Annotated in this window: 9 protein-coding genes; 2 read left to right on the forward strand and 7 right to left on the reverse strand. The window is 59.4% G+C overall.

Features of this window, described 5'->3' with window-relative positions; all coding sequences use genetic code 11:
• Positions 1–166 precede the first annotated feature (166 nt).
• Positions 167–2,377: a catalase/peroxidase HPI gene (gene katG / locus DI606_RS08485; RefSeq protein ID WP_293981572.1), complete on the reverse strand. Its 2,211-nt coding sequence runs from the start codon at positions 2,375–2,377 to the stop codon at positions 167–169.
• Positions 2,378–2,635: 258 nt separating this feature from the next.
• On the opposite strand from katG, the gene DI606_RS08490 reads away from it, so the two are divergent.
• Both DI606_RS08490 and ligD read left to right on the forward strand, forming a co-directional pair.
• Positions 2,636–3,514, forward strand: coding sequence for a Ku protein (locus DI606_RS08490; RefSeq protein ID WP_293981575.1), 879 nt, complete (start codon positions 2,636–2,638; stop codon positions 3,512–3,514).
• 9 nt (positions 3,515–3,523) lie between these two features.
• Positions 3,524–6,028 carry a DNA ligase D gene (ligD, locus tag DI606_RS08495; protein ID WP_293981578.1) on the forward strand — a complete coding sequence of 835 codons (2,505 nt, stop codon included), beginning with the start codon at positions 3,524–3,526 and terminating at the stop codon, positions 6,026–6,028.
• 426 nt (positions 6,029–6,454) lie between these two features.
• Here ligD and DI606_RS08500 read toward each other — a convergent pair whose 3' ends face one another.
• From DI606_RS08500 to DI606_RS08525, 6 genes are all read right to left on the reverse strand, one after another.
• Positions 6,455–9,331, reverse strand: a complete 2,877-nt coding sequence (locus DI606_RS08500) for a TonB-dependent receptor (protein ID WP_293981580.1) — start codon at positions 9,329–9,331, stop codon at positions 6,455–6,457.
• 210 nt (positions 9,332–9,541) lie between these two features.
• A complete protein-coding gene (fucP, locus tag DI606_RS08505) occupies positions 9,542–10,858 on the reverse strand; it encodes an L-fucose:H+ symporter permease (protein ID WP_367119465.1) in 1,317 nt (438 codons plus the stop codon).
• 31 nt (positions 10,859–10,889) lie between these two features.
• Positions 10,890–12,092, reverse strand: coding sequence for an L-fuconate dehydratase (locus DI606_RS08510; RefSeq protein WP_293981586.1), 1,203 nt, complete (start codon positions 12,090–12,092; stop codon positions 10,890–10,892).
• Between the two features lie 71 nt (positions 12,093–12,163).
• On the reverse strand, positions 12,164–13,006 hold the full coding sequence (locus tag DI606_RS08515) for a fumarylacetoacetate hydrolase family protein (RefSeq protein WP_293981588.1): 843 nt from the start codon (positions 13,004–13,006) through the stop codon (positions 12,164–12,166).
• Between the two features lie 10 nt (positions 13,007–13,016).
• The gene (locus DI606_RS08520) at positions 13,017–13,757 is read right to left on the reverse strand and encodes an SDR family oxidoreductase (RefSeq protein WP_293981591.1); all 741 of its coding nucleotides are present in this window, start codon (positions 13,755–13,757) and stop codon (positions 13,017–13,019) included.
• 52 nt (positions 13,758–13,809) lie between these two features.
• The coding region (locus tag DI606_RS08525) for a hypothetical protein (RefSeq protein ID WP_293981594.1) at positions 13,810–14,000 on the reverse strand (191 nt) is incomplete at its 5' end.

Here is a 14,000-nt window from a genome sequence, read left to right on the forward strand (position 1 = left end):
GGCTTGGTCCTTTCGAACGATCGTTACCGGCTTCCTCCGGCGTGCCATCTTCCTAACGCAACCTGGTGACAGTGCGGCATCCGTATAAATTCGCGCCCGACGTTCGATAAAATGGAAAAGCCCGCAGCGTGTAAAAACGCTGCGGGCTGTCCACTTCGCTGTCGCTTTATCGGGCGGCCAGGTCGAACCGGTCGGCGTTCATGACCTTGACCCAGGCAGCGACGAAGTCTTTTACGAACTTCCCGCCCGCATCGGCGGAAGCATAGACTTCTGACAGCGCCCGCAACTGCGAGTTGGAGCCGAAGGCAAGGTCGGTACGCGTCGCGGTCCAGCGCTGCGCCCCGCTGGCCCGGTCGGACCCGACGAAGGTTTCGTCGCCCTCGTCGTCCACCTGGCGCCACGCCGTTCCCATATCGAGCAGGTTGACGAAGAAGTCGTTGGTAAGCTGCCCGACACGGTCGGTCAGCACGCCATGCTTCGAAGGCCCGTGGTTCGCGCCCAGCACCCGCATCCCGCCGACCAGCACTGCCATCTCCGGCGCGGACAGCCCCAGCAGCTGCGCCCGGTCGACGAGCAACTCCTCGGTCGGCACGTTGAACCGCACCTGGAGGTAGTTGCGGAAACCGTCCGCCCGCGGCTCCAGCACATCGAAGCCCTCGGCATCGGTCTGCTCGGCAGTCGCATCGACCCGGCCCGGCGCGAAGGGGACGGCGACGTCATGTCCCGCCGCCTTCGCCGCCTGTTCGATGCCGAGGCTACCGCCCAGCACGATGAGGTCGGCGACCGATACATTGCCCGCATCCTGCGCGATCGCTTCATAGGCAGCCAGCACGCGTGCCAACTCCGCCGGTTCGTTCACGTCCCAGTCCTTCTGCGGCGCCAGGCGGATGCGCGCACCGTTCGCGCCGCCGCGATGGTCCGACCGGCGATAGGTTGCGGCACTGGCCCAGGCCGTCTTCACCAGGTCCTGCACCGACAGGCCCGACGCCGCAATTCTGTCCTTGAGCGCCGCTATGTCCGCTTCACTCAGGCTCGGGTGGGTAGCCGCGGGCAGCGGATCCTGCCAGATCAGGTCTTCTGCCGGAACGTCCGGACCCAGATAGCGCGCCTTCGGCCCCATGTCGCGGTGGCACAGCTTGAACCAGGCCCGAGCGAAAGCGTCGGCGAAATAGGCCGGGTCCGCCCGAAACTTCTCCATGACTGCGCGATATTTCGGGTCCACCTTCATCGCCATGTCGGCGGTGGTCATCATCGTGGGCACCTTGACGCCGGGCGTGTGCGCCTTGGGAGCGAGGGTTTCCTCCGGATTGCCGACAGGCTGCCACTGCTTGGCCCCGGCGGGGCTGCGCACCAGTTCATAGTCATGGTCGAGCAGCATGTCGAAATAGGTCATGTCCCAGGTCGTGGGCGTCGGCGTCCACGCGCCTTCGATGCCGCTGGTGATCGTGTGATCGCCCATGCCGCTTTCGTGCCCGCTCTGCCAGCCGAGGCCCTGCTGCGCGATGTCCGCGCCTTCGGGCTCTGCGCCCACCAGCGACGCGTCGCCCGCCCCGTGCGCTTTGCCGAAGGTATGCCCCCCCGCCGTCAGCGCCACCGTTTCCTCATCGTTCATGCCCATGCGCGCGAAGGTTTCCCTTATGTCGCGCGCGGACTGAAGCGCATCGGGATGGCCGCCCGGTCCTTCGGGATTGACGTAGATGAGGCCCATCTGGATCGCGGCGAGCGGGCTTTCGAGCGCACGCCCTTCCGCCTCGTCGATGCGTGTCAGGTTGCCTTCCTGCCCGACCCATTGTTCCTCGGTGCCCCAGTAAATGTCCTTTTCCGGCTCGAACACGTCGGCGCGTCCGCCACCGAAGCCGAACACGGGCCCGCCCATGGATTCGATGGCGACATTGCCTGCCAGAATCATAAGGTCGGCCCAGCTGAGCTTGCGGCCATATTTCTGCTTGATCGGCCACAACAGGCGGCGCGCCTTGTCGAGATTGCCATTATCGGGCCAGCTGTTCAGTGGGGCAAAGCGCTGCGAACCCGAAGACGCGCCGCCGCGCCCGTCGCCGGTGCGGTAGGTGCCTGCCGAATGCCACGCCATGCGGATGAAGAAGGGGCCGTAATGCCCATAGTCCGCCGGCCACCAAGGCTGGCTGTCGGTCATCAGCGCGGTGAGATCCGCCTTGACCGCCGCCAGATCGAGCGTCTTGAACTCGGCGGCGTAATCGAAATCGTCGCCCATCGGATCGCCCGAAAGGCCGTTCTGCTGCAAGATGTCGAGCGAAAGCTGGTTGGGCCACCAGTCGCGGTTTGTGCGGCCCAGAAGGCTGCGCATCGCGCCGGGTTCCTTCATCGGGCAGCGCAAGGGGTCAGTAGTCTTGGCGTCCATGGCACTCTCTCCTCTAGGGGGTCCGTCGCGCCGTTCTAGGCCGCGCGCGGCAGGACCGTAAAACCGAGAATATCGCTCTCTATGATCGATGCAATCGACGAGTCCCGTGTCAATCGCATGACGGCTGCGACCGAAGTGCAAGGGCCATGTCGATAACCTGCATCAGGATCGCTCCGTGCATCCGACTTGAATCGGTGCCGTAACGGAACTTCCGCAGCGGCGGCGCGCTGAACCGTGGCTGGAGGGTCGGTATATATCATGGCAGCACGCGCATATTGGCAGGGGCAGATCAGGCTGGCGCTGGTTTCGATTCCGGTGGAAATCTATCCCGCGACCCGGTCCGGTGCGGCGATCGCCTTTCACCAGATTCACGAACCCACCGGCAAGCGTATCCGCTACGAAAAGGTCGCGCCCGGTGTCGGGCCGGTCGACCGCGACGAAATTCTGCGCGGGTTCGAGGTGTCGAAGGGCAATTATGTCCTGTTGGAGGACGAGGAGATAGAGGCGGTCAAGATCGAAAGCCGCAAGACGCTCGACCTCGTTCAGTTCGTCGACGCGGATGCAATCGACGTGCTCTTCTATGAGAAGCCCTATTTCGTTTTGCCCGCCGACGACCTGGCGGAGGAAGCTTATGCGGTCCTGCGCGACGCGCTGCGCACCACGAAGAAAGTCGGTCTGGGGCAATTGTCGGTACGCGGCCGCGAACAGCTCGTGTCGCTCAAACCGTGCGGCAAGGGCCTCATCCTCGAAGTGTTGCGCTATGCCGACGAAGTGACGAAGGCACAAAAATATTTCAGCGCCATCCCCGACCAGAAGGCCGACCCCGATCTGCTCGAGCTTGCCACCGCGATCATCGACAAGAAGACCGCGCCTTTCCACCCGGAGGAATTTCACGACCGTTATGTCGATGCGCTTCAGCGCCTTATCGAGAAAAAGAAGAAGGCGAAGGGCAAGCGCATCATTGAGGATGTGGACGAGCCTGCGGCGAAGGGCGGCAATGTGATCGACCTGATGGCCGCGCTTAAGAAATCGGTGGGCGAGGGCGGCAAGGCCGCGCCGGCCAAAAAAACGCCCGCCCGCAAGGCGCCCGCCAAGACTGCGGCAAAACCCCGCGCGGCCCGCCGCAAGAGCGCTTGAGCCGCAACCGTGGCCGCCAAAAGCCCGCTTTCCGCCTACAACGCCAAACGCGATTTCGCGCGCACCCGTGAACCCAAAGGAGAGGTGGCGCAGCGAACTGGCAACAGCTTCGTCGTTCAAAAGCACGATGCGACCCGGCTTCACTGGGATTTCCGGCTGGAGATCGATGGCGTGCTCAAAAGCTGGGCCGTGACCAAGGGGCCGAGCATCGACCCCACCGACAAACGCCTTGCCGTGCAGACAGAGGATCACCCCTTGAGCTACGGCGATTTCGAAGGGACGATCCCCAAGGGCGAATATGGCGGGGGCACGGTAATGCTATGGGATCGCGGCACCTGGGCGCCGATCGAAGGCAAGAGCGCGGACGATCTTAAGGATGGGCATCTGCACTTCACGCTCGATGGGGAGCGAATGAAGGGCGAATGGCTCTTGGTCCGCATGAAGCGCAGGCCCGGCGACAAACGCGACAACTGGCTGCTGCGCAAGATCGAGGACGGCGAAGCGGGGGAGGGCGACACGCTGGTGGAGCGCGCTCTCACCAGTGTGCTCACCGGTAGGTCGATGGCGGAAATCGCGGCAGACAGGGACGCGATCCAGTCGCTCGAGGGTGCGAAGGGCAAGAGCTTCTCCAAAAAAATGCAGGCTGCGCGCGACCATAATGCAAAGATTGCGACAAAGCCCGGTCGCACGTCGGGGAAGCTGCCCGCCTTTTCCGCCCTGCAACTCGCGACACTGGTCGACGCGGTTCCAACCGGCAACGAGTGGATGCACGAAATCAAGTTCGACGGCTATCGCGCGCTCGTCGCTGTGGCTGGGGGCAAGGTGCGCGTGTCCACCCGCAACGGCCTCGACTGGACCGACAGGTTCACGCCACTGGTCCGTGCCGTCGCTGCTCTCGACCTGCCGCCCGCGCTGATCGATGGGGAGATCGTGGCGTTCGGAGCCGACGGAAATCCCAGCTTTTCGGCTCTGCAAACGGTGTTGAAGCGCGGTCACGGGTCGCAGCGGGAGGATACGCCTTTTCAATTCTTTGCGTTCGACCTGCTCTCCCTCGATAAGGAGGACTTGAAGCCGCTCCCTCAAATTGAGCGGAAAGAACGGCTCGAAGCATTGTTGCGCAATGCTGCGCCTCCGATCCAGGTCGCCGACCATGTCATTGGCGCGGGCGAGGCGCTTTACCAATCGCTTTGCGCTGCGGGGCAGGAAGGCATCATCGCCAAGCGTATCGACGCGCCCTATCGCGCCGGGCGCACGCGGAACTGGGTGAAGGTCAAATGCACCCGGCGGCAGGAATTCGTCATCGTCGGTCGCTCGGCCAGCAGGGCGCGGGGCCGTCCCTTCGCCTCGCTGCTGCTCGCGCAGCATGAGGGCAAGGCGCTCGTCTACAAGGGAAAGGTCGGGACGGGTTTCGACGCGGACACGATGGCAGAACTCGACAAGGCGATGAAGCCGCTGGCGCTCGCCAAAGCGCCGCTCGACGTTCCCGGCACCGAAGCGCGGGCTGCCGTCTGGCTCAAGCCCCGCCTCGTCGCCGAAATCGCCTTTGCCGAATTCACCACCGATGGGCGCGTCCGTCATGCGAGCTTCCTTGGGTTGCGAGGCGATAAAAAGCCAGCGCAAGTCAGACCCGAAAAACCCGCCGCCGCCCCGCGCGCGGACAAGGCGGTCGCAATCAGCAATCGAGACCGCGTCATCTTTCCCGACAGCGGACAGACCAAGGGCGAGCTGGCGGATTATTATGCCGCCGTCGCGCCGCTCATGTTGCCCTTCGCTGCGAACCGCCCGCTCAGCCTCGTTCGCTGCCCGCAAGGGCGTGCCCGAAAATGCTTCTTCCAAAAGCATGACAGCGGCTCCTTCGGTAAGGCCGTGCATCAGGTTCCGATCCGTGAGAAGGACGGTGGAGCGGAAGATTATATCTATGTGGAGGATGCGCAGGGCCTGCTGGCCTGCGTACAGATGGGCACGATCGAATTCCACGGCTGGGGCAGTCGGGCGGACGCAGTGGAGCATCCCGACCGCATGGTGTTCGATCTCGACCCTGACGAAGGTATGGATTTCACGCGGGTGAAGGCCGCTGCACAGGACATCCGCGCCCGTCTTTCCGACATCGGGCTCGTATCGTTCGCCATGCTGTCCGGGGGCAAGGGCGTGCATGTTGTCGTTCCGCTGACGCCGGGGCATGACTGGGACACGCACAAGGATTTCGCTGCTCGCTTCGCGCAGGCGCTCAGCAATGCCGAGCCGGACCGCTTCGTTGCGACGATGAGCAAGGCGAAGCGCAAGGACCGCATCTTCGTTGACTGGTTGCGCAACCAGCGCGGTAGCACTGCGGTCTTGCCTTATGCCACTCGTGCCCGCCCCGGCGCGCCGGTCGCCGTGCCGGTCGATTGGGACGAACTTGACGGCATGAAGGATGCGCATCCCTTCTCGATCGAGGATGCCGCGACCTTGGTCGAGCGGGCCGCGTCATTGAAGGGTTGGGGCTTTGCTTCCCAGACCCTGCCTGACGTCTGACAAGAGCTGTGGGGCGTGCGACACAGATCATAACGGTCGTTCTTGCGAGAAATCCGCAGGTTCATGGGCCTGGGCAATCAGAGATCGGCTGGTTTTGTCTCCTGCGCCAGTCGCCGACCGTTTCACCGCCAACGCTATAGCGTTTCGCCGCGCTCCTGGCAGGCTCGATCGAACGGTTCATTTTTGCCCATACGACCGGCCTGGTTCAAGCCTATGCTACCTGCAGCGTCGTCATACATTATCAGCAAGAGCGGCAAAGCGCAGGACATGATTTACAAAATAATACTCGTCATATCCTGATGTCGCGTCGTAACTATATGGATAGCTCCCGGCCATATTGGCTGACACAGAAGTCGAGCGGCGAAAAGCCCATAGGATCGAAAACTCGACGCTATTCGGGATATCCGCCCACTCGCAAAGGTCGCCTTAATTGAGCGAATATCGTACCCCGAACATAAAAGTCCGACCGTTGACTTCATATCCTCGCCCAAAGCCATATTTATTGACTCGCTCGATCGGTTCGTCGGTAATATTGGTCGCATCGACCGTCAAAGCCACGGCCTTATTGAGGGTCAGGCGAAACGAAGCGTCGAGCTGGCCGATCGGCTTGACATATACGCCGTCGAGCCGAGAGGACAAAGCGTCTTCGACATATTTGCTGCGGTAATTATAGGCTATCCGCGTGCTGACTGGCCCTTTTTCATAATATCCAACCAGGTTGAAGCTATGCTTCGAAACCGAGGTCAACGGATAGGCGTTCCCTCCCTGCGTGAACTGGATCTTCCCTGCATCGGTGAAGGTGTAGTTTGCGTTGAAACCCAAGCCGTCGAACGGTGCCGGCAGCATCGTTAACGGCTGCTGATACGCAATTTCGACGCCCTTGACGCTAGTGCTGGATCCGTTGACCGGGAAAGTACGCTGGAAGTCGAGATTCAGGATTTGACCGGTTCCCGTATCGCGCACGGCATAGGACACCGACGAAGACGAATTGACGAGATAGCCTTCGATCTTTTTGTAGAAAAGCGCCATCGATACCAGCGCTTCCGAACTGGGATACCATTCCAGCGAAAGATCTGCGTTCCATGCCCGATAAGGGTCAAGGGCGGGGTTCGAGGCCGACTGCGTGCGGGCGACGAACGACGGCGTCGATACCGCTGGTGCGATCTGGCCGAAGTCGGGCCGGGTCAGCGTGCGGCTGACGCTGAAACGGGCGACCTTGTTGTCGTCCAGCGCATATTTTGCGTTGAAGCTGGGAAGCCAGTCAGTGTAGCTCCGCTCCGCACCGATCGGCAGCCCGCCCGACGCCTGTAAATTCGTACCGGCAAGCGTCAAAGTTGTAGGATCGAACGAGAAGCCTGAACTCACCTGTTTGGTGCGCACCGCGCGCACCCCGACATTCCCGGTCAACGCCCCGTCGAAAAGAGAATAGTCGGCCCGCACATAACCGGCCAGTGTTTCTTCACGTATCCGATAGGTGCTCGACAGGTTGGTCGTTACCGCGCCTGGCAACGAAAGGATGGCGTCCAATCCGTAACGGTCGATAAATGCCCGGGTGTCCGGCGCGAGATAGGTTGTCGGGAAAGTGGAGTCGCCGTCGTAGCGCGACAGGAAATCGTCCCCTCCGAATGTCTTCAGATAGGGGGCAGCCAGGATTCCTGCACCGCCGTTGAATGCATTGGGTATGGCGCGGGTGCCGATCAGGGCGGCCAGTTGAGGTGCCAAGGCCGCGACCCGCCTGTCACCTTGGAACAGCGAGTTTCTGGCCCATTTCACGCCAAACCGTATGGCGGTCAACCACTCTGCCGACGGTTCGTATTTGACGTCACCGGACAGGATGCGTTGCTTGGCCTTTACCGGCGTATCGACAGCGGTCCCGACGAAGGCAGCATTGGGAATATACCATTTCGAGGCATCCAGCGGATCGGTCCCGCGGACATAAGCGAAGGTCGGAATGCCGCCGACATCGGTCCGGTAATCCTGTATGACATTGCCCCAACGCTGCGCATCGATCCCATAGTTGGAGCTGAACTTGCGAGAGGTGCTGCGCGTGCCTTGCAGTGAGACGAGCCATGGCCCTGACTCATAGTCGGCGCTTGCCGTGAATGTCTGCAGTCGGCTGCGTTCCGCTGCCAGTTTGTTGGTGTTGCTCAGGAACACGCCGTCGCGGTCGATATAATCGATCAAACCGGCAATCGGGGTCGCTGCGGGATCGTTGGAAACATCATCGCTGGTTGGGACGATGCTGCTGAAGTGCGTTGCCCTGACCGGATTGCCGGGTATCGACGGATCGCCGTTCAAATGGAACTGGGCGGATTCAAAGTCGCCCGAAAGATCGCTGTTGAACGTCGACCGCAATCCATCCAATCGCAGTGTGAGGCCATCGACGGGTCGGGCCTGAAGGGTTGCGATGATCGTTTCGCGATCACGCGTGCCCCGGTCGTTCTGCAACTGCAGCACATGGTTGAGACGAAAAGCGTCCCTGGTGTCACCGTCAAAATTGAAATCGACGCGGCCGGCAGGGTTGTAGCCAGACTCAAGTTTCCGCTCCATGCCGGAACTTTGGTAACTTTGGGTGACGAGAAACCGACGTGACCGATCGTATCCGATCATGACACCGACCGTGTCGTCCAAAAACTGATCGGCGTAGATGGCCGTGGCTTTATAGCCTAGCTGGTCGGCATAACTGTTTTTGGAACCCTGAATATTGACGTTCAGCCGTCGACTTTTCAGATCGAGCGGGCGGATGGTCTTGATATTGACGGTGCCAGCCATGCCGCCTTCATCGAGGTCCGCCGTTGGAGATTTGTAAACCTCAAGCGCACTGATAAAATCAGGCGCCAGAATGGTGAAATCGAACGTGCGCGACTGTCCGGCGGTGCCGACGGTATTAATGCCGCTGGGCGATAGTGACGTGACGCCATCTCCATTCAACAACACGCGCGCAAATTTCGGTTCCAGGCCCCTAATGGAGATGGACTGACCTTCGCCCCGATTGCGAGCGATCTGAATGCCCGTTACCCGCTGGAGCGATTCGGCGATATTTGTGTCGGGAAATGCGCCGATGTCCTCGGCTGCAATTGTGTCCACAATTGAGTCGGCTTGGCGCTTTTGATTGATGGCACTAGCGAGACTGGCGCGGATGCCGGTGACGACGATATCTGCCGATGTCGCGTCACCCTGCCCGGCAGGCAGGGTGCGCGGATCGCTTTGCGGAACCTGGGCCTGCAAGGCCATTGGATAAAACAACCCGCCAGCCAAGGCCGTAGTCGCCCAAAGTTTCAAAGCTGTATGACGCCGTTCCAAAAGCCCCTCCTATTATCATCCGGTGAATTCACTGTAGAACTCAGGGTTCATATGTCAATTATGAAATTACATATGAATTTCCATGGTGGCGGGGCTGTGTTCCATAGGCCAATTCTAAAGGGGGCTATGCCCCGTTATAAAAACGTCTGAAAATGCTGTGTTGGGAGGCAACCGGCTTCCGCATGGGCTGCCGCTATATCGACCTGCATGTCATTGATTATGAGGGGTAATGTCTGGAGCAGCCGCTATGGTACGCTGGTTCCACCCAAAACATACCACTGCGATAAAACAGACAGTCGGCACGATCAAGGCGCCGTTGATGCCCGTCAGATCGGATGCGTATCCCATCAACGCGGTCAACGCCGCTCCGCCAATGATGGCCATGACGAGCAACGAAGAGCCTAATCGCCGGAGTACGCCCAATCCGCCTACGCCGAGTGCAAAGATGGTGGGAAATTGGATGGACATGAAAAAGCTTGCAGACACGAGCATAAACAGACCGGGTCGCCCGCCGACCAAGGCGGCAAGTGCCGTCAGCACAAGACTGGCGCCCGCAAATATCGACAGAATATATCCAGCCCCGATCCGCGCCATAAGTGCGGTTCCGATCACGCGACCCAGTCCGAACAGGACCAGGCTTGCGAACAGATAATCTGCTGCGCTTCTTTCGCCGATGCCCGGCACGTTCGCCTGCGCGTATCGTATCGTATAGCTCCAGATTCCGACTTGCGCGCCGACGTAGAAAAATTGCGCGACGGTCGCGAACAACAACGTCTTATGTTTGAATAACATTCTGAAGCGTGGACGATCGACGATTTGTCCTTGTGCCAGGCTTCCCTTCGGGAAATCAATTAGGCTGGCGGCGGCGGCGAATGTCAAAACCAGCAAGCCGATCAAAAGGTAGGGGGTCTGCACTGCAAGAATTTCATCGCGTAATAATGCCTGGCGCGCCGCCGTCGGCATTTTTTCAAGGGCGGCTTCATGCGCGACAATATCGGAGAGTATGAAAAACTTGCCGATCAGAACGCCGGTAAGGGTGCCCGCAGGATTAGCGGCCTGCGCCCAGTTGAGACGTCGAGTGGCGCCGGACGGATCGCCCAGCTCCGTCATCAACGGGTTTGCGGCCGTTTCGAGAAAGGCGAGACCGCATGCGATGATGAACAGCGCCGCCAGGAAAAACGCATATTGACCATAATGTGCAGCTGGATAGAAAAGAAGCGCACCGAGGCTATAGAGCAGCAAGCCTGTCACTATGGATGCTTTATAGCCTTTGGCTCTCGTTAAAAACGCCGCGGGAATGGCGAGCAAAAAATATCCCATGTAAAAGGATTGTTGCACTAAGCTGGTTTCGAAATCAGAGAGGGTGAAAGCCTTCTTGAACTGGGCGATAAGGATATCGTTGAGATTATTGGCCATGCCCCATAGAAAAAATAAGGATACCGTCAATATTATGGCGGGCGTATAAGACCTTATTCCGTCTTTCGACATATTATAATATCCCTCGTCCGCCGCAATTCGGATAGGCATCGTTTTTAAGCGGAATTTCCAAGAAGCTAAACTAGCCTTTGAATTCGAAATCTCGCAACGTATCCGGTTTCATCTCTATCGAATATCCCGGCATGCGAGGCGGCATATAGGCTGCGTCTCGGATCACACAGGGTTCCAAAAAGTGCTCGTGAAGATGATCGACATATTCGATGACGCGCCCCTCGGTGGTGCCCGAAAAGCACAGATAATCGATCATCGAAAGATGCTGCACATATTCACATAGGCCAACGCCGCCTGCGTGAGGGCAGACAGGCAGCCCATATTTGGCGGCAAGCAGCAGGATCGCGAGCGCTTCGTTTACACCGCCTATCCTGCACGCGTCCAACTGCACGATATCGATCGCACCCGATGTGATAAACTGTTTGAAGATGATACGGTTCTGACACATCTCGCCTGTGGCGACACGTAACGGCTTAATGGCGTTGCGAATTACCTTGTGACCCAATATGTCATCGGGACTGGTCGGTTCCTCGATGAACCATGGGTTGGCGAAGGCAAGTGCATTTACCCAGTCGATCGCTTCGCCTACTTCCCAGACCTGATTGGCGTCGATCATAAGATGGCGATCGGGACCGATAACATCCCGCGCGATCTTCACCCGACGAATGTCATCTTCCAGACTGCGGCCGACCTTTAGTTTTACATGGTTAAAACCTGCATCGATTGCCTCTTGAGCCAAACGGCGCAACTTATCGTCGGAATATCCCAACCATCCGGCCGACGTCGTATAACAAGGATATCCCTGTGCTTCGAGGGTTGCGATCCTCTCCTCCTTGCCCCGTGCCTTTTCGGTGAGAAGGGCGAGTGCCTCGTCTTGCGTTACGGCGTCGCTGAGGTACCGAAAATCGATCGCCTTGACGAGTTGTTGAGGGCTCAAGTCCGCAACCAACCGCCAGATCGGCTTGCCTTCCGCCTTGGCCCATAAATCCCAGATGGCATTGACGACTGCGCCTGTCGCGAGATGCATCGCGCCTTTGTCCGGGCCGATCCAGCGCAATTGGCTGTCTCCTGTGAGTTCACGCCACCCAAGGCCCGGATCGGCGGCGAACGCGTCGAGGCTTCTGCCGACTACGAGGTGTCGCATCGCTTCGATGGCGGCGATGCAAATTTCATTGCCCCGCCCGATCGTGAAGGTCAGCCCATGGCCCTCCAACCCGTCCACATCGGTTTCAAGAATGACATAGGCAGCCGAATAATCGGGATCGAGGTTCATGGCGTCCGATCCGTCCAGCGCGTGGCTGGTCGGAAAGCGCAGGTCGATCGTCCGAAGACCAACGATATGTGTCACTGTGCCGCCACCATCACCTGATCCTGAATGCCCAGTCCGTCGATACCCAGACGAACATTTTGCCCAGGCTTGAGATAGAGTTGGGGCTTCTGACCCATGCCGACGCCCGCTGGGGTGCCGGTGGAAATGATATCTCCTGGATTGAGCGTGCAAAACTGGCTGACATAAGAGATCAGCCATGCAACCGGGAATATCATATTGGCGGTCGTGCCGTCCTGATAGCGATGGCCATCGACTTCCAGCCAAAGGCGGAGCGTTTGAGGGTCGGGAACTTCGTCGGGCGTCACAAGATATGGGCCGATGGGGCCGAACGTGTCGCACCCCTTGCCCTTGTCCCAGGTGCCGCCGCGTTCGAACTGAAAATCCCGCTCGGAAACATCATGGACGACGCAATATCCCGCCACATGGCTCAGCGCGTCAGCTTCCTCGATATGCCGACCGGTCTTGCCGATGACGATCCCCAATTCGACCTCCCAATCGGTCTTCGTCGATCCGCGCGGAATTTCGACCGGATCGAACGGCCCCTGAATGGCACTCGTCCATTTACCGAAAATCACGGGCTCGTCGGGGATTTGTGCCCCCGTTTCTGCGGCGTGATCGGAATAATTCAGGCCTATACAGATGAATTTGCCGACAGAGCCTACGCACGCCCCGATCCGTACATCGGGTTGAACGACCGGTAGTAAGAGCGGTTCCAGCGCGGCAATCTCGGCCAGTCCTGCGCGCGACAAACGTTGCCCTGCCAGATCGCCCAAATGGTTTGGAAGGGCGCGAATGACGCCATTGGTCAATATGCCGGCCTTTTCCTGACCCACGGGTCCATATCGCAACAATTTCATGTTTTTACCCCTAGTTGACCCAACCGCCGTCGATGACGTGAACGGCGCCTGTAGTGAACGCGGCTTCGTCGCTCGCCAGATAGGCGAACAGTGCTGCGATCTCGTCTGCCCTGCCGAGCCGGCCCATGGGCTGTCGAGCCACGAAGGCGGCATTGGCTTCCTCTATCCTCACGCCCTGTCCATCTGCCTGCTGTTCGATCCGCGCACGCAGGGAAGGCGTTTCTACCGTACCTGGGCAGATGCAGTTGCATCGGACGCCTCGCCCGGCAAAGTCGGCTGCGATCGCCTTCGTCAAACCGACAACGGCGCCTTTCGAAGCGCCATAGGCAAAGCGGTTGGGAATACCCTTCACGCTGGAAGCTATCGACGACATGTTGATAATGCTTCCTCCACCGCGTTCGACCATCGCAGGCAGAAAGGCGCGAATAAGATGGAACATGGCGTCGACATTCAGATCAAACGACAAGCGCCAGTCGCGCTGCGTGCAGTGAAGAATATCGCCCGCCGCAACGTATCCGGCGACGTTTGCCAATATATCCACAGGTCCGATCAGACCGTGCAAGGCTTCGATCGCCGCAGGGTCGGTCAGGTCTATCTCGACCTGCTCCATGCCGGTCAGTGACGCTAGGGCGGTGGCATCTCGATCCACGGCCCACACCTTGGCCCCCTCGGCCTTCAATCTTTCTGCTGTCGCCCGGCCTATTCCTTGACCGGCCGCGGTCACGACCGCGGATTTTCCTTCCAAGCGCATCGAGGCACCTCCCTGTGCTTCATTAGTAAATCATAAGTCTATATGTCAACGTTTAAGCGAGCATCGGTTCGAACGTCCGGTTTCTTTGCCAAATGCCCACTGTGTCCATGATGTCATGGGTCGGGCAGGCGTTATCGAAGTAGAGGGTGTTGATTGCCGCTGAGAAGTGACCCGGGGAGGCCAGTAATTTCCACTGAGAAGTGACCCATGTTTGAACACGTCCCTTAGCTTTGAGCGGGGGAC

The sequence above is a fragment of the Sphingobium sp. genome, from assembly GCF_003248505.1.
Taxonomy (GTDB): Bacteria; Pseudomonadota; Alphaproteobacteria; order Sphingomonadales; family Sphingomonadaceae; genus Sphingobium.